This window comes from Burkholderia sp. GbtcB21 (assembly GCF_019091065.1).
GTDB classification, from domain to species: domain Bacteria; phylum Pseudomonadota; class Gammaproteobacteria; order Burkholderiales; family Burkholderiaceae; genus Burkholderia; species Burkholderia pyrrocinia_C.
Genome location: NZ_JAGXKA010000002.1, coordinates 316,458 through 332,684 on the forward strand (window position 1 = coordinate 316,458; position 16,227 = coordinate 332,684).

The window sequence follows — 16,227 nt, forward strand, 5'->3', positions numbered from 1 at the left end:
AGCCCTGCATGTCCCTCGACACGAACAACGTCCGCCAAGGCGGCTGCGGCTCGGGCCAATGCGCGTGCAAGAGCGCCGCACAGGCACGCGCCCGCGACCCGTTCGACGATACCGACTACGGCACGCCGCAACGGCATGCCGATACCGACGTCACGCTCGAAATCGACGGCCAGCCGGTGACGGTACCTGCCGGCACGTCGGTGATGCGCGCGGCGATCGAAGCCGGCGTCAACGTCCCGAAGCTCTGCGCGACCGATTCGCTCGAGCCGTTCGGCTCGTGCCGGCTGTGCCTCGTCGAGATCGAAGGCCGGCGCGGTTATCCGGCGTCGTGCACGACGCCGGCCGAAGCTGGCATGAAGGTGCGCACGCAGTCGGACCGGCTGCAGTCGCTGCGCCGCAACGTGATGGAGCTGTACATCTCCGACCATCCGCTCGACTGCCTCACCTGCCCCGCCAACGGCGACTGCGAGCTGCAGGACATGGCAGGTGTCGTCGGGCTGCGCGAAGTGCGCTACGGCTTCGATGGCGCGAATCACCTCAACGACCGCAAGGACGAATCGAACCCGTACTTCACGTACGACCCGTCGAAGTGCATCGTCTGCAACCGCTGCGTGCGCGCGTGCGAGGAAACGCAGGGCACGTTCGCGCTGACGATCGCCGCGCGCGGCTTCGAATCGCGCGTCGCCGCCGGCGAAAGCGAATCGTTCATGGCGTCGGAATGCGTGTCGTGCGGCGCCTGCGTCGCCGCATGCCCGACGGCCACGCTGCAGGAAAAATCCGTCGTGCTGCTCGGGCAGGCCGAACACTCGGTCGTCACGACCTGCGCGTACTGCGGCGTCGGCTGCTCGTTCAAGGCCGAGATGAAGGGCACGCAGGTCGTGCGCATGACGCCGAACAAGAACGGCCTCGCGAACGAGGGGCACGCGTGCGTGAAGGGACGCTTCGCGTGGGGCTACGCGACGCACAAGGACCGCATCACGAAGCCGATGATCCGCGAGAAGATCACCGACCCGTGGCGCGAAGTGAGCTGGGACGAAGCACTCACCTACGCGGCGACGCAATTCCGCAAGCTGCAGCAGAAGTACGGCCGCGATTCGATCGGCGGCATCACGTCGTCGCGCTGCACGAACGAGGAAACCTACCTCGTGCAGAAGCTCGTGCGTGCCGCGTTCGGCAACAACAACGTCGACACCTGCGCGCGCGTGTGCCATTCGCCGACCGGTTATGGCCTCAAGACGACGCTCGGCGAATCGGCCGGCACGCAGACGTTCGCATCGGTCGACCAGGCCGACGTGATCGTCGTGATGGGTGCGAACCCGACCGACGGGCACCCGGTGTTCGGCTCGCGGCTGAAGCGGCGCGTTCGCGAAGGCGCGAAGCTGATCGTGATCGACCCGCGCCGCATCGATGTCGTCGACGGCCCGCACGTGAAGGCCACGCATCATCTGCAACTGCGCCCCGGCACCAACGTCGCGATCGTCAACGCGCTTGCGCACGTGATCGTCACCGAAGGGCTCGTTGCCGACGCGTTCGTCGCCGAGCGCTGCGAGACGCGCGCGTTCGAGCAATGGCGCGACTTCGTGTCGCGCGCCGACAATTCGCCCGAGGCCACCGCCGACGTGACGGGCGTGCCGGCCGAGCTGGTACGCGCCGCCGCGCGCCTGTACGCAACGGGCGGCAATGCCGCGATCTATTACGGGCTGGGCGTGACCGAACACGCGCAGGGCTCGACGACGGTGATGGGCATCGCGAATCTCGCGATGGCGACCGGCAACATCGGCCGCGAAGGCGTCGGCGTCAATCCGCTGCGCGGCCAGAACAACGTGCAGGGTTCGTGCGACATGGGCTCGTTCCCGCACGAACTGCCCGGCTACCGGCACATCAGTGACGAGATCGTGCGCGCGCAGTTCGAACAGGCGTGGTCGGCCAAGCTGCAGCCGGAACCGGGGCTGCGCATCCCGAACATGTTCGACGCGGCGCTCGACGGCAGTTTCAAGGGGCTCTACTGCCAGGGCGAGGACATCGTCCAGTCGGACCCGAACACGCAGCACGTGTCGGCCGCGCTGTCGGCGATGGAGTGCATCGTCGTACAGGACATCTTCCTGAACGAGACCGCGAAATATGCGCACGTGCTGCTGCCGGGCTCGACGTTCCTCGAGAAGGACGGCACGTTCACGAACGCGGAGCGCCGCATCTCGCGCGTGCGCAAGGTGATGCCGCCGCTCGCGGGCTACGCTGACTGGGAGGTGACGCTGCTGCTGTCGCAGGCGCTCGGCTACGACATGCACTACACGCATCCGTCGGAGATCATGGACGAGATCGCGCGGCTCACGCCGACCTTCTCGGGCGTGTCGTACGCGAAGCTCGACGCGCTCGGCAGCATCCAGTGGCCGTGCAACGAGCACGCGCCGGAAGGCACGCCGACGATGCACATAGACGAGTTCGTGCGCGGCAAGGGCCGGTTCGTGATCACCAAGTTCATTCCGACGCCGGAAAAGGTCACGCAGCGCTATCCGCTGATCCTGACGACGGGCCGCATCCTGTCGCAATACAACGTCGGCGCGCAGACGCGCCGCACCGAAAACGTCCGGTGGCATGAAGAGGATCGCCTCGAGATCCATCCGCACGACGCGCAGGATCGCGGCATCCGGACCGGCGACTGGGTCGGCATCGAATCGCGTGCCGGGCAGACGGTGCTGCGCGCGCTCGTGACGGAGCGCATGCAGCCGGGCGTCGTGTACACGACATTCCACTTCCCCGAATCGGGCGCGAACGTGATCACGACGGAAAGCTCCGACTGGGCGACGAACTGCCCTGAATACAAGGTGACGGCCGTGCAGGTGCTGCCGGTTGCGCAGCCGTCCGAATGGCAGCGCGCATACGCGCGCTTCAACGCGGAGCAGATCGACCTGCTCGAGCGCCGCGCGAGCACGCCCGACACCGTGACGACAGGCAAGTGAGGCTGCGATGGACAACGACCACCTGATCGACATGGCCAACCAGATCGGCGCATTCTTCGAATCGATGCCCGATCGCGACGAAGCGCTGACCGGTATCGCCGAGCATATCCGGCGCTTCTGGGAGCCGCGGATGCGCCGCGCATTGCTCGCCGCGCTCGACGATCCGTCGGGCAAAGGCGCGCAACGCGCGGCACCGATCGTGCGCGATGCGATCGCCGCGCACCGCGCGTCGCTCGTTCCTGCTCCCGCGACCGCCTGAACGCACCGCTACCCGGGCACCGACATGCCCGCGAACCAGTTTTCGCAATGGCGCAGCAACCCGTTCGCATCGGTCGCCGTGCGCCCGCGCGCGGCGACATACCCGTCGGGCCGCAGCAGGTAGAACGACGGCCGCGAGCGGCCGTACTCCTGTGCCAGCCCGGCGGCACCGTCGCCTTCGATATCGGTGACCCGCCACACGCGCACGGCGCCCGGCATGATCCGTTCGAGCCCCTGCACGAGCGCCTGCGCATCGGCCGCCATCGGCGGCGCAGCGCCGGTGTCTGCATTCACCGGCTCTTCGAGCAGCAGCAGCGTGAAGCTCGCCGGATCGTGCAGATCGTATAGCCGCGCCGTTCCGGGCGCCTGACCGAGCGGGCCGTCGAGCACGTGCACGAATGCGTCGGGCGCCCGCTCGCCCGCACGCGGACCGCCGTCGAGCACACGCTCCAGCGTGAGCGGACTCTTCCGGTACTGCACGCCGAGCTCGCTGACCGTGCGCCGCACCGCGTCGCGCATCGGCCCGAACGACACCAGCAGCGGCACGACATGATCGCGCAGCAGCTTCATCGCGCCGCGATCCGCCTCGACGATCTGCGTAATGAAACCGGTCTGCCGCAACACGTCGCGCTCGATCGGATGACGCTCGGCGTGATACGTGTCGAGCAGCCGTTCGGGCGTGCCCGCACCGAGCACGCGCGCAAGCTTCCAGCCCAGATTGAACGCTTCCTGGATGCCGGTGTTCATGCCCTGCGCACCGGCCGGGCTGTGGACGTGCGCGGCGTCGCCCGCGAAGAACACGCGGCCGTGACGCAGTCGATCGACCATCCGGCTATGCAGGTGGAAATAGGACGACCACGCGAGATCGCTCGGCGAAATCGACGCGCCGACGCGTGCGCGCACGATCGCCTCGCATTCCGCGAGCGACGGGGGCGGCGCATCGGGCGACGCATCGCTGCCGGGCGGCCGGTCGGCAACGAGCCGGTAACGGCCGCCGCCCATCGGAAACAGGCCCGCCATGCCTTCGGGCGTCGTGAACAGGTGGATCTCTTCGTCCGGCCAGTCGGGTATCGCCGCGAAATCGGCGAGCAGGAAAGTCTGTTCGAACGCCTGCCCGGTGAAGCCCAGGCCGAGCAGATGCCTGACCGTGCTGTGCGCACCGTCGGCAGCGATCAGGTACGACGGCGCGAACGATTCGTCGCGGCCGTCGGCGCAGCGGATCGTCACGTCGAGCGACGTGCCGCCTGCATCGCACGCGGTCAGCGTCGCGCCGCGCTCGACCGTCACGCCGAACCCGGCCAGGTGCTCGGCGAGCAGCCGCTCGGTAATGCTCTGGTCGAGAAACAGCAGATACGGGTAGCGCGTTTGCAGCGGATCGAAATCGAGCCGCGCGATCACGCGGCCGTCGGCATGCAGCGCGGCCGCATGCGCGCGATGGCCGAGCGCGAGAAACGGCTCGACCGCGCGATGCTGCTCCAGCAGTTCGAGCGTGCGCGCCTGGATGCCGATCGCGCGCGAATACGGCGCGGGCGCGGCGAGGCGGTCGATGATGCGCACCGGCACGCGGGCCCGCGCGAGGCTCATCGCCGCGGCAAGGCCGGTCGGCCCCGCGCCGACGATCAGCACGGGCGGGATATCGGGCAGTGTGTCAGCCATGAGAACCTCGATGACACGCGACCCTGCAAGTCTACGCCGCTCCGCGTGACGGGGCCATATGCCGACCGGCCGATGCGCGGCACCCATGCGCGGTGTGGGAAAATACGCGCTTTCCGCCAGTTTTCGCGTCATGGATTCCGCATTCGACCGAGCGTATGCAGCACACCGCGCGGGCCGCCTCGCCGAGGCTGAGCACGGCTATCGCGCCGCGCTCGCCACCAACCCCGCCGACGCAGATGCGCTGCATCTGTTCGGCGTGCTGCGGCACCAGCAGGGCCAGCATGCCGAGGCGGCCGATCTCGTCGGCCGCGCCGTCGCGCTGCGTCCGGACGATGCCGCGCTGCAGCTCAATCTCGGCAACGCGCTGAAAGCGCTCGGCCGGCTCGACGACGCGATCGACCGCTTTCGCAACGCGCTGACGCTCGCGCCCGAATTTCCGCTCGCGCACTACAACCTCGGCAACGCGTATGCGGCGCTGCAGCGCCATGAGGATGCGATCGACGCGTTCGGCCGCGCGCTCCGGCTCACGCCCGACGACGCATCGATCCACAACAATCTCGGCAACGCGCTGAACGCGCTCGGCCGCCACGACGACGCGCTCGCAGCGTTCCGACGCGCGCTCGAACTGCGGCCCGGGCATGCGGGCGCGCACAACAACCTCGCGATGGCGCTGAACGCGATGGGCCGCGCCGACGACGCGATCGCACACTTCCAGGCCGCGATCGCCGCGCAGCCGCGCTTCGTCGCCGCGCATTTCAATCTCGGCAATACGTTCGATGCGGTCGGCCGGCATGCCGAGGCGGCCGCCTCGTTCGAAGCCGCGCTCGCGCTGCATCCGCCGTTCCCGCTTGCGCTGTTCGGGCTCGCGAACGCACTGTGCGCGCAGGCGCGTCACCGCGACGCGCTGCCCTACTACGAGCGCGCCGTCGGTCTCGATCCGTCGTTCAGCCTGGCGTGGCTGAACCTCGGCAACGCACATCACGCGCTCTGCGCGCACGAGATGGCGCTGCGCGCATTCGACCAGGCATTGCGCGTCGAACCCGATCTCACGCTCGCGCGGCTGCACCGCGCGGTCACGCTGCTGACGCTCGGCGACTTCACGCGCGGCCTGCCCGCGTACGAAGCGCGCCACGAGACGCCGGGCGCGATACCGCTCGGCACGCTGCCGCGCTGGCAAGGCGAGCCGATTGCGTCGCGCACGCTGCTGATCCGCGCGGAACAGGGGTTCGGCGACACGCTGCAGTTCGTCCGCTTCGTGCCGCTTGCCCGCGCACGCTGCGCGCGCGTCGTGCTCGAAGTCCAGCCGGAACTCGTGTCGCTGCTGGCGCCCGCCGCATCGCGCTGGCGCGTGACGCTCGTCGCGCAAGGCGCCGCAAAACCGCCTGCGGCGGACGTCGCCTGCACGCTGATGAGCCTGCCGTTCCTGCTCGGGCTTCAACCGGCGGACATCGTCGGCGGCTCGCGCTACCTCGACGCGCCCGAAGGCGCTCGCCGGCGGTTTCGCGGCTCGCTCGGCGGGCAGTCGAAACGCAAGTTCGGCCTCGCGTGGTCGGGGCGCCGCCAGGCACAGGAAAACCGTTCGATGCCGTTCGACGTGCTCGCGCCGCTGCTCGCGCTGCCGGACATCGACTGGATCGTGCTGCAGCCCGCACTCGACGACGACGAACGCGCGCGCGTCGACGCGCATCCGCGCGTGCATCGCCTCGACGGTCGGCTGAACGACTTCGCCGATACGGCCGCGCTGATCGAGCGGCTCGACGGCGTCGTCACGATCGATACGGCTGTCGCGCACCTCGCGGGCGCGCTCGGCAAGCCGCTGTGGGTCATGCTGCCGTTCGCACCCGACTGGCGCTGGTTCACCGGCGACGACTGCCCGTGGTATCCGCAGGCCAGGATCGCTCGCCAGCCCGCGCCGGGCGCGTGGCTCGACGTGGCGGCCATGGTCGCCGACAAGCTGCGTGAAGCCTGAACGCAGACGAAAAAGGGAGCGCAGCGCGCTCCCTTTTTCAATGCGATGCATGCGGCCGGCGCCGCACGATGTGCGGGCGCCTGTCAGGCCGCCTTGTACTGATTGCGCGCGTCGGGCGTGCGGTACAGCACGAGCGTCGCAATCAGCCCGCAAATTGCCGCCACGCTCAGCCACAGCCCCGGCGCCGCCTTGTTGCCCGTCTGGTGGATCAGCAGCGTCGAGATCGCCGGCGTGAAGCCGCCGATCGTCGTCGCCAGGCTGTACGCAAGCGAGAAGCCGGCCGTGCGCACGTCGGCCGGCATCACTTCGGTCAGCGCGACGACCATCGCGCCGTTGTACGACGCGTACAGGAACGACAGCCACAACTCGACCGCGAGCAGCCGCAGGAACGACGGATCGCCGACGAGCCACAGCACGGCCGGGTAAGCCGACAGCAGCGTCAGCACCGTGAACGCGATCAGCACCGGGCGGCGGCCGATGCGATCGGACAGCGCGCCGGACAGCGGCAGCCATACGAGGTTGGAAATGCCGACGCAGACGGTTACGACGAGCGCGTCGAGCGACGACAGGTGCAGCACTTCCTTGCCGAAGGTCGGCGTGTACGCGGTGATCATGTAGAACGACACCGTCGTCATGATCACCATCCCCATGCCGGCAACCACGATGCCCCAGTTGTCGAGCATCGAGCGCATGATCTCGCCCATCGACGGGCGGTGGCGCTTCGCGAGAAACTCGTCCGTTTCCTTCAGCGAACGACGGATCAGGAACAGGAACGGCACGATCAGGCAGCCGATCAGGAACGGAATGCGCCAGCCCCATGCGGTCATTTCCTCGACCGGCAGCGCGCGGTTCAGCAGCACGCCGACGAACGCGGCGAACACGACGGCCACCTGCTGGCTGCCCGACTGCCATGACGTATAGAACCCCTTGTGGCCCTTCGTCGCGATCTCCGACAGGTAGACCGACACGCCGCCGAGTTCGACGCCCGCCGAGAAACCCTGCAGCAGCCGGCCGAGCAGCACGAGCACCGGCGCGAGCACGCCGATCGTCGCGTAGCCGGGTATCGAGGCCACCGTGAGCGTGCCGAGCGCCATCAGCCCGAGCGTCAGGATCAGCCCCTTGCGGCGGCCGTGGTGGTCGATGTACGCGCCGAGCACGATCGCGCCGACCGGCCGCATCAGGAAGCCCGCGCCGAATACCGACAGCGCCAGCATCAGCGACGCGAATGCGTTGCCGCTCGGGAAGTAGGTTTTCGCGATGGCCGATGCGTAATACCCGTAGACCATGAAGTCGTACATTTCCAGGAAGTTGCCGCTGACGACCCGGAATACGGTGCGGAATTTCGATTCCTGCACGATGGCGTGTGACGCTGTGGACATGTTTTTCTCGCTCAGCTCGGATGGCGCGAATCCGCGCCGCATGGATCAGACGACGCCCGCGGCGCCGTCCGGCGCGCACGGGCATCGCTGCCCGCCGGCGGCGCGCCGCACGACGACGCGCGCACCGGCATGGTCCGCGAATGATGCCACGCCAAGCCGACATTTGCCTTGTGTCGCCCCTGCTGCCGCCGTCGCGGCATTCGACTCGTACGAGTCGCCCCGAAACGGGCGCGAAAATCAGATTGATCTGATCGACCGGCTCTCGCCGGCCGACCACAATGTCACGATTTGCGACGAGATTTCCGCGCCGCGGCCGGCACGGTTGCCTGTGTCGCACGGCGCACCGCCCTCATGACTCCATCGCCCCTCGTCCCCGTCGAAGGCGCGCTCGCCCGCCCTCGCATCGCTCCGCTCGATCACGTACCGCCGTTCGGCCGCGAATGGACCTTTCGCGGCGCGCCCGGTGCACGGCCCGGCAAGCATTGCCTCGCCACACTGACGACATCCTGCATCGACGTCGACCGGCCGCACCGCGCGTGCCGCTGGCAGCCGTGGCCCACGGCGGCGTCAGCGCCGCAATCGGCAGGGCTGCCGGTCACGCCGGCTGCCGTTGCCGACACGCGCTCCCGACGTACCGTCCGAGGCGCTCGCGACCGACGCGCGATGTACGCAATCTGCTGGAGCGTCGGCGCGTTCGGCATCATCGGCTGGCTGATCGCCGCGCACGAACCGTTCACGGGCTTCGAGCCTGCGCACACGATCCAGATGGGCGGCATTGCGCCGGATCACGCCACGTCATCGACCGCTACCATACGGGTTGCCGCGGTTCAGCCCGATACGCCGACATACCCTGCATCGCAGCGCACGGTGGCGACACCTGTCGCGAAAACTGCAGAATCTCCACCGGCCACGTACCACGCCGCGCCTCGTCCGGCGTCGCTTCGCCCGAAGGCAACGTCCGACGTGCAGCGCACCGCCACTGCATCGCCACGTCGAACAAGCATCACGCGCACGACGGCAGCACCGACCCGGTCACCGACCGTGCCGCGGCTGGCTGCACGGCCGCCAGCCCTGAGCGATACAGCCGACGCTCGCACACGCGATCGGCTCGCCTCGCCGCCGCACGCACCGGACGCACGCGATGCGCGCGACACGCTCGACGATCCGCTCACGCTGATCGCAATGGCAAACGCGCTGCGCGGCGCGCAGCCTGCCCGTTCGGCGCCTGCACCGGACGCCGGCTTCGACTGGACGTCGCAACTGTCCCACCGCCGAGTGACCGACGCACCGGACGCGTTCGCACACTGACACCCTGCAATAAAAAACCCGGCGAAGATCGCTTCGCCGGGTTTTGCTTGTCTCTCTCCGTCCGTCGGACGACTCGTTACTTGTGCGAGGGCAGCCCCGTCTCGGTCTGCTTCTCGAGTTGCCGCACCTGCTCCTGCAGATCACGCAACTGCATCTGCGCGGCCCGCTTCTCGACCTGCAGTGCGTGCGTCTGCTCCTGGGCCGACTTCTGCCGCTGCGCGACTTCGGCCTGCTGGCTGCGCGCGACGCTCAGATCGGCCTGCAACTGCTGCGCACGATTCGCCTGCAGCGCGATCACGCGTTCGAGAAACGTCTTCTGCGCCTGCAGCTCGGTACGGCGGATCTCGATATCCGCGAGCTGCACGGTCTGCTGGACGAAGTTCGCATACACCATCTCCGCGCGACTTTTCTCCTGCGACCGGATCACGCGCCACAGATGCTTGTCCTGGAACAGCGCGACGTAGTACGTCATCTCGCGCGGATCGAACATCAGGCTCGCGCCGTAGCTGCCGTTATACGTCGTGCGCATCTCGACGATCCGGCCGTCGTGCAGCATCTGCGTCAATTCGGCGACGTTGCCTTGCGCGCTTGCGTCCGACGCGGATGCCGCCGGCACCGCATCGTCGCTCAGGCTCGTGACCGCCGGACGCGTACCGGCGACCGGCGCGGTCGCGTCGGCGGACCAGGCCGCGCCCGCTTGCGCGCAGGCGGCCAGTGCAACGATCCACGTTGCGCATCGTGCAGGGGAAAAGTTTCGGAAAGCCAACGTCAGACTCCGGCGAACGAATCGGAACTCGCGATTATCGTTCAAAACGAAACGACCGCATCTCGAATTTATCGGGATGCGGCCGGGCCTTCGTGCGACACGAAGAATGCCGCTTGCTACAGACGGGTTTCGCGCGCCGCGCGCAGGAACGCATCGAGCAGCGGCGTGCAGTCGAGCAGCTCCGAGCCGCCCGCGCGATGGAACTCGGGATGCCATTGCACGCCGACGACGAACGGCGAACGGCGATGGCGAATGCCCTCGATGATCCCGTCGCCGGCCGACACCGCCTCGATGTTCAGATCGCGGCCGAGATCGCGGATCGCCTGGTGGTGGATCGAGTTGACGATCGCTTCGCTGCGCCCGGGGAACATGCTCGCGAGCGTCGACGAGTCGGGGAAGCGGATGGCGTGGCGATGCTGGTCGTAATGCTCGCTCACGTGCGCATTCGCGGTCGGTACATCGGTGGCGATGTCCTGGTACAGCGAGCCTCCGAACGCGACGTTGATCAACTGGCAGCCGCGACAGACGCCGAGCACGGGTTTGCCGGATTCGACGAACTCGTGCAGCAGCTCGAGTTCGTACATGTCGCGCACGCGGTCGCCCGGCCATTCGGGGCGGGCGTCCGACGCCGCATAGGTTTGCGGCGACACGTCGGCGCCGCCTTGCAGCAGCAGGCCGTCGAGATGCTTCGCGTAGTCGCGCAGGCGGATATTGCTCGGGTGAATCATGCCCTGGTGGCCGACGGTCGGAATCATGAACACGAGCACGTCGCGCGACATCACCCAGTGTGCGATCGATTCCTCGAGATACTGCAGCGTCTTGCCCCGCAGCCCCTTCGCGCCCGGTTCCGGATGGAAGATCCGCGCCGACACGCCGATGCGCAGCGTGCGCTGCGTGATGCGCTGGCCGGCGCGGTCGAACAGCCGGCGCGCGCGCGCCGCGATGATCCGGCCGAACACCGACCACGGCGTGTCGCTCTGCTTCAGGTAGGCCGGCGGCGCATTCTGCGCGCTCGCGGGCGGCGGCCGCGGCGTATCGAAATCGGGCGGCGCGCCGAACCCGGGCGGCGGCGAGCCGGGTTTCGGCGGCGCGGCGGCGCCATCGCCCGCGGTGCCCGCCGCACCCGGCTCGGATGCGGCCGTGACGGGCGACGCGCCGTCCACGGCGACGTTTTGCGCGGCAGCCTGCGCTGCCGGCGCATCGGGCGTTTTCGCCGGATCGGGACGGGGAGAATCGGAAGAAGCGGAAGAGGTGCCGGGCAGACCGGCCGGGGAAAGCGTGTTTTCGCTCATGACGATGGTCTGGTACGTCGCTCACGCGTATGGATAAACGAGGATTCATTATGCTTCAGTGCACGATCGCGCGGTAAACCTGCAACATCCTGTCGACATTGTTGCAAGTCGGTGGCACGCCGCGCCGGGGAGCGCCCGCGTTCGCGTGCCGGCGACGCCACCCCGTCGCCGCGTGCACTGGACACCAGTGATATATCACAATAATATCCACGGATTGTCCATGCTTCCCGATCGCCCGCGCCATGATCGCGCCCCGTCCGGCCGCCGCGCCGCAACCCGCATGAATGCCCTGACCGACGTCATCCGCGACCGACCCGCCGCGTCGGCGATCAGTCTCGCCGACCGCGCGTACGCGCTGATCCAGCGCGACATCATCACGATGCGCCTGAAGCCTGGCGCCGCGCTCAACGAGGCCGACCTCGTCGCGCGCACGGGGATCGGCCGCACGCCCGTGCACCAGGCCGTGCACCGGCTCGTGCTCGAAGGGCTGCTGTCCGTGATGCCGCGCAAGGGGCTGATGGTGCAGCCGCTGTCGCTCGACGACATCGTCGCGGTAATCGACGTGCGGCGCATCAACGAAGCGCACTGCGCCGAACTCGCCGCGCGCCATGCGACGCCCGACGATCTCGCGCGCATGGCCGCGCTGCTCGACGACGGGCAGGCCTGCGTCGGCACGCACGACGTCGAGGGCATGATGGAACTCGACCGCGCGTTTCATCAGGCGATCGCGGCGGCCGCGCGCAATGCGGTCCTCGCCGAGATCCTGCGCGCGCTGCACGAGCGCTCGCTGCGCTTCTGGTTCGTCACGCTGTCCGAACCTCACCATCTCGCCGACGTCCAGCACGAGCATCGCGAACTGTTCGAACGGCTGTCCGCGCGCGACGCCGCCGGAGCGCGCGCGGCCGTCGAACGCCATATCGATTCGTTCCGCTCCACGCTTCTTCAACATCTTCGCCCCTGAGCCGCCCATGACCACGTTCACGCCCTTCCCCCCGCTCGCCCAGCTCGCCGCCGACCTCGCCGCCGGCCGGACCACGAGCCGCGCGCTCGTCGACGCCGCGCTCGACCGGATCGCCGATCCGTCGGGCCAGGGCGCCGTCGTCTTCACCGAAGTCGATGCCGACAACGCGCGCGCGGCTGCCGACGCGCACGACCGGCTGCGCGCCGCGGGCACCGTGCTGTCGCCGCTCGCGGGCATTCCCGTGTCGGTGAAGGACCTGTTCGACGTCGCGGGCCAGGTGACGCGCGCGGGCTCGCGCGTGCTCGATGGCGCTCCGGCTGCGCGCACCGATGCGGTCGCCGTCGCGCGGCTCAAGCGCGCGGGCGCCGTGCTGGTCGGCCGCACCAACATGAGCGAATTCGCGTTCTCCGGGCTCGGGCTGAATCCGCACTTCGGCAATCCGCGCTCGCCGTACCATCGCGACGTGCCGGGCGATGCGCGGATTTCCGGCGGCTCGTCGTCGGGCGCGGCCGCGTCCGTCGCCGACGGGATGGCCGCCGTCGCGCTCGGCACCGACACGGGCGGCTCAATCCGCATTCCGGCCGCCCTGTGCGGGCTGACGGGCTTCAAGCCGACCGCGAGCCGGATCCCGACGCAAGGCGGCGTGCCGCTGTCGACGACGCTCGACTCGTTCGGCCCGATCGGCCTGACGGTCGCCTGCTGCGCGCTCGTCGACCGGATGCTCGCGGGCCTCGAACCGCACGTGCCGGCCGCGCGGCCGCTCGAAGGCGTGCGGCTCGGCGTGCTGACGAACTATGTAACGGACGGCGTCGATGCCGACGTCGCGGCCGCGCTCGACGCCGCGCTCAAGCATCTCGAAGCCGCTGGCGCGATCGTCACGGAAGTGCGCTTCTCCGCACTCGACCGGCTGCCGGACATCAACCGCTTCGGCTTCTCTCCGATCGAGGCGTACGCGTGGCATCGCCCGCTGCTCGCTCAGCACCGCGACCGGTACGACCCGCGCGTGCTGACGCGGATCCTGAAGGGCGAACCCGCGAGCGCGGCCGACTATCTCGACCTGCTCGCCGCGCGCGCCGCGATGCTCGACGAAGCCGCGCACACGGTCTGGTCGCGCTTCGACGCGCTCGTCGCGCCGACGGTGCCGGTCGTGCCGCCGCGCATCGCGGAACTCGAAGCGGACGACGCCGCGTTCACGCGCACCAATGCGCTGATCCTGCGCAACCCGAGCGCGTTCAACTTCCTCGACGCGTGCGCGTTGTCGCTGCCGTGCCATCCGCGCGACGCGGCGCCGGTCGGCCTGATGCTCGCGGCGGCACCGCATCGCGACGACGCGCTGCTCGCGATCGGCCAGTCGGTCGAAGCCGTGCTGAACACGATCCGCTGACCGCGCCAGCCGATCGACGGCGGCGATGCGCGCGGTGCGGCAGGGTGCCGCACGCGCGCTGTCAGTTTCGTGCCAGACCGTTCGCGCTAAAATCGCGCGATTGTTTTTCCGGACCGACCCACGAGGAACCCCGCCGACATGAACGACTACACGCTTGCGCTACGCCGCGAACGCCGCCTGCTGATGCTGCTCGGATGGGTGTGCATCGCCCTGCTGGCCGGTGCGCTGTACCTGCAGTACGTGAAGAACGAAGATCCGTGCCCGCTGTGCATCATCCAGCGCTACTTCTTCGCCGCGATCGGGATCTTCGCGTTCCTGGCCGCCGGGATCCGCAACTGGCGCGGCGTCTGGGTGCTCGAGCTGCTGATCGCGATCGCCGCGGCCGGCGGCGTCGGCACCGCCGCGCGGCACCTGTCGATCCAGATGAATCCGGGCTTCAGCTGCGGCTTCGACACGCTGCAGCCGATCGTCGACAGCCTGCCGCCCGCGCAGTGGTTCCCCGGCATGTTCAAGGTCGCCGGGCTGTGCGAGACCGTCTACCCGCCGATCCTCGGCATCCTGCTGCCCGGCTGGGCGCTGATCGGCTTCGCCGCGATCCTGATTGCGGTCGTCGCGAGCCTCTGGCGCCATCGCCGCAAGCTCGCGGCCTGACCGGCCGGCCGCTTTAGCGACTCCCTGCGCGCGCGGCCCGCTCAGTCGGGCCGCGCCGCCGCCGGTCCGTCGCCGCCCGGCCGTGCCGGACGCCTTCGCAAGCCGCATCCGGCCAGCCACACGTAAACCCCTACCCCGCCGCTGCCCGGATTTCCGGGCGAACGCGCGTCGCGCGACTGCCGCATCCGCGCCCCGTCACGCCTGCGTTTCGGCCCGATGTGCACGCACCGGTGCCCCGATACCGCGCGGCGGGCCTATGATCGACATGATCGCCGCCTGATAGCCCGGATCACCGCCCGGCAATGTTCCCGTCGCCTTGCGGTGCTATCTTCCTGACTGGATGGCGATCTACGTGCGCGAGGCCAGGCGGTCTCACCGCCCCCTGCGTAACGCGCGCCCGATCCGCAATGTCGACTGGATTCATCATGACAACGCAAACCATCCGCATCCGTCACCCTCATGGCGTCCGCGTGTCCGGCGGCGCCGCCGTTCGCACGCGCATTCAGCGCGCTGCCGCCGCACTGCATCGGCGGTGCGGCCGGCCTGCTCCGCTCCCGTCCGTCCTCGCTGCCGCCGCGTCCGCCAGCCCGCGCCGCGTGTCGTGCCGCGTCGTCCCGAACGGAGCGTGCTGATGGAAGCCTGGCTCGGCGATCTGCAGCAACTGCTCGCGCACGGCGAAGCGGCCGTACTCGTGACGGTTGCGCACACCGACGGCTCTGCGCCGCGCGAAGCCGGCACCAAGATGCTCGTCACGCGCGACACGGCCCGCCATACGATCGGCGGCGGTCATCTGGAATGGAAAGCGATCGAGATCGCGCGGCATCTGCTGAAGGATGGCGCGCACGTGCCCCACGCGCGCAGGCTCGAACGGCTCGCGCTCGGCCCGAGCCTCGGCCAGTGCTGCGGCGGTGCGGTCGTGCTCGCGTTCGAGCGGCTCGACGTCGGCGATCTCGGCTGGATCATGTCGCTATCGAAGCGCGTCGCGGCCGGCGCCGCGACCGTGCGTAGCGTATCATTCGGCCCCTCGCCGGGCGCGCCGCTGTTGAGCGAGCCCGAATCGGAGGCCGCGCGGGCCGACTGCCTGCTGTGGGAAACCGGCGGCGTGTCGCTGATGACCGAAACGATCGCGCCGTATGCGTTCCCCGTCATGCTGTTCGGCGCCGGGCACATCGGCACCGCGCTCGTGAAGGTGCTGGCGACGCTGCCGTGCCAGGTGCGCTGGATCGACGGGCCCGATGCGATGTTCCCGCCGGCCGACGTGCTCGCCGGCATCGGCAATCTCGCGATCGAGGCGGCCGCCGCGCCGGCGGACGCCGTCGACACGGCGCCGCCGCAGTCCTACTTCGTCGTGATGACGCACGACCACGCACTCGATTTCGTGCTGGCCGAGCGCATCCTGCGACGCGGCGACTATGCGTACTTCGGGATGACCGGCTCGCACGCAAAACGCGTGCAGTTCGATCATCGCCTCGCGGCCATCGGCATCGACCCGGCCCAGGTCGCGCGGATGCGCTGCCCGATCGGTGTCGAAGGCATCATCGACAAGGCACCCGAAGTGATCGCGATCTCGGTGGCCGCGCAGTTGCTGCAGGCCGTCGAGGCGAACGCGAACGCGCAGGCTTCCCCTACCTACTGACCGACCA

Annotated in this window: 13 protein-coding genes; 9 read left to right on the top strand and 4 right to left on the bottom strand. The window is 69.1% G+C overall.

What is annotated here, in order from left to right:
* The first annotated feature begins 8 nt into the window (after positions 1-8).
* Both fdhF and KVT39_RS05715 read left to right on the top strand, forming a co-directional pair.
* The gene (gene fdhF, locus KVT39_RS05710) at positions 9-2,960 is read left to right on the top strand and encodes a formate dehydrogenase subunit alpha (RefSeq protein WP_217588111.1); all 2,952 of its coding nucleotides are present in this window, start codon (positions 9-11) and stop codon (positions 2,958-2,960) included.
* Between the two features lie 7 nt (positions 2,961-2,967).
* Positions 2,968-3,219: a formate dehydrogenase subunit delta gene (locus KVT39_RS05715; RefSeq protein ID WP_217588112.1), complete on the top strand. Its 252-nt coding sequence runs from the start codon at positions 2,968-2,970 to the stop codon at positions 3,217-3,219.
* Positions 3,220-3,227: 8 nt separating this feature from the next.
* Here the strand turns inward: KVT39_RS05715 and KVT39_RS05720 are convergent, their stop codons facing one another.
* Positions 3,228-4,874 carry an FAD-dependent monooxygenase gene (locus KVT39_RS05720; RefSeq protein WP_217588114.1) on the bottom strand — a complete coding sequence of 549 codons (1,647 nt, stop codon included), beginning with the start codon at positions 4,872-4,874 and terminating at the stop codon, positions 3,228-3,230.
* 58 nt (positions 4,875-4,932) lie between these two features.
* Between KVT39_RS05720 and KVT39_RS05725 the strand changes: the two genes are divergently transcribed.
* The gene (locus KVT39_RS05725; protein WP_217588115.1) at positions 4,933-6,843 is read left to right on the top strand and encodes a tetratricopeptide repeat protein; all 1,911 of its coding nucleotides are present in this window, start codon (positions 4,933-4,935) and stop codon (positions 6,841-6,843) included.
* 83 nt (positions 6,844-6,926) lie between these two features.
* On the opposite strand, the gene KVT39_RS05730 is transcribed toward KVT39_RS05725, so the two are convergent.
* Positions 6,927-8,222, bottom strand: coding sequence for an MFS transporter (locus KVT39_RS05730; protein WP_105391863.1), 1,296 nt, complete (start codon positions 8,220-8,222; stop codon positions 6,927-6,929).
* On the opposite strand from KVT39_RS05730, the gene KVT39_RS05735 reads away from it, so the two are divergent.
* Together KVT39_RS05735 and KVT39_RS05740 are read left to right on the top strand one after the other, a co-directional pair.
* Positions 8,221-8,577, top strand: coding sequence for a hypothetical protein (locus KVT39_RS05735; RefSeq protein ID WP_131948101.1), 357 nt, complete (start codon positions 8,221-8,223; stop codon positions 8,575-8,577). The two genes, KVT39_RS05730 and KVT39_RS05735, sit on opposite strands and share 2 nt — an antisense overlap.
* Positions 8,574-9,530: a hypothetical protein gene (locus tag KVT39_RS05740; RefSeq protein WP_217588117.1), complete on the top strand. Its 957-nt coding sequence runs from the start codon at positions 8,574-8,576 to the stop codon at positions 9,528-9,530. The genes KVT39_RS05735 and KVT39_RS05740 overlap by 4 nt, the downstream gene beginning before the upstream one ends.
* Positions 9,531-9,606: 76 nt before the next feature.
* On the opposite strand, the gene KVT39_RS05745 is transcribed toward KVT39_RS05740, so the two are convergent.
* Together KVT39_RS05745 and KVT39_RS05750 are read right to left on the bottom strand one after the other, a co-directional pair.
* A complete protein-coding gene (locus KVT39_RS05745) occupies positions 9,607-10,296 on the bottom strand; it encodes a DUF2968 domain-containing protein (RefSeq protein ID WP_217588121.1) in 690 nt (229 codons plus the stop codon).
* 116 nt (positions 10,297-10,412) lie between these two features.
* On the bottom strand, positions 10,413-11,588 hold the full coding sequence (locus tag KVT39_RS05750) for a gamma-glutamyl-gamma-aminobutyrate hydrolase family protein (RefSeq protein WP_034183007.1): 1,176 nt from the start codon (positions 11,586-11,588) through the stop codon (positions 10,413-10,415).
* A 280-nt stretch (positions 11,589-11,868) separates the two neighbouring features.
* Here KVT39_RS05750 and KVT39_RS05755 point away from each other — a divergent pair, with 280 nt between their 5' ends.
* The 4 genes from KVT39_RS05755 (at position 11,869) to xdhC (ending at position 16,220) form a co-directional block, all read left to right on the top strand.
* The gene (locus KVT39_RS05755; protein WP_105391839.1) at positions 11,869-12,549 is read left to right on the top strand and encodes a GntR family transcriptional regulator; all 681 of its coding nucleotides are present in this window, start codon (positions 11,869-11,871) and stop codon (positions 12,547-12,549) included.
* A 7-nt stretch (positions 12,550-12,556) separates the two neighbouring features.
* Complete coding sequence (locus KVT39_RS05760) at positions 12,557-13,933, top strand: amidase (RefSeq protein WP_034183005.1); 1,377 nt, start codon at positions 12,557-12,559, stop codon at positions 13,931-13,933.
* Between the two features lie 138 nt (positions 13,934-14,071).
* Positions 14,072-14,584 (top strand): disulfide bond formation protein B, encoded by a 513-nt coding sequence (locus tag KVT39_RS05765; protein ID WP_034183004.1) that lies wholly within the window; start codon positions 14,072-14,074, stop codon positions 14,582-14,584.
* A 631-nt stretch (positions 14,585-15,215) separates the two neighbouring features.
* Positions 15,216-16,220, top strand: coding sequence for a xanthine dehydrogenase accessory protein XdhC (gene xdhC, locus KVT39_RS05770; protein WP_217588123.1), 1,005 nt, complete (start codon positions 15,216-15,218; stop codon positions 16,218-16,220).
* The last annotated feature ends 7 nt before the right edge of the window (positions 16,221-16,227 follow it).

Bases quoted from the DNA above. Each gene is read 5' to 3' on its own strand.
- KVT39_RS05750 (WP_034183007.1), bottom strand. From the start codon at position 11,588: ATGAGCGAAAACACGCTTTCCCCGGCCGGTCTGCCCGGCACCTCTTCC.
- KVT39_RS05720 (WP_217588114.1), bottom strand. From the start codon at position 4,874: ATGGCTGACACACTGCCCGATATCCCGCCCGTGCTGATCGTCGGCGCG.
- KVT39_RS05760 (WP_034183005.1), top strand. From the start codon at position 12,557: ATGACCACGTTCACGCCCTTCCCCCCGCTCGCCCAGCTCGCCGCCGAC.
- KVT39_RS05725 (WP_217588115.1), top strand. From the start codon at position 4,933: ATGCCGACCGGCCGATGCGCGGCACCCATGCGCGGTGTGGGAAAATAC.
- KVT39_RS05740 (WP_217588117.1), top strand. From the start codon at position 8,574: ATGACTCCATCGCCCCTCGTCCCCGTCGAAGGCGCGCTCGCCCGCCCT.
- KVT39_RS05730 (WP_105391863.1), bottom strand. From the start codon at position 8,222: ATGTCCACAGCGTCACACGCCATCGTGCAGGAATCGAAATTCCGCACC.
- fdhF (WP_217588111.1), top strand. From the start codon at position 9: ATGTCCCTCGACACGAACAACGTCCGCCAAGGCGGCTGCGGCTCGGGC.
- KVT39_RS05755 (WP_105391839.1), top strand. From the start codon at position 11,869: ATGAATGCCCTGACCGACGTCATCCGCGACCGACCCGCCGCGTCGGCG.
- KVT39_RS05735 (WP_131948101.1), top strand. From the start codon at position 8,221: ATGTTTTTCTCGCTCAGCTCGGATGGCGCGAATCCGCGCCGCATGGAT.
- xdhC (WP_217588123.1), top strand. From the start codon at position 15,216: ATGGAAGCCTGGCTCGGCGATCTGCAGCAACTGCTCGCGCACGGCGAA.
- KVT39_RS05715 (WP_217588112.1), top strand. From the start codon at position 2,968: ATGGACAACGACCACCTGATCGACATGGCCAACCAGATCGGCGCATTC.
- KVT39_RS05765 (WP_034183004.1), top strand. From the start codon at position 14,072: ATGAACGACTACACGCTTGCGCTACGCCGCGAACGCCGCCTGCTGATG.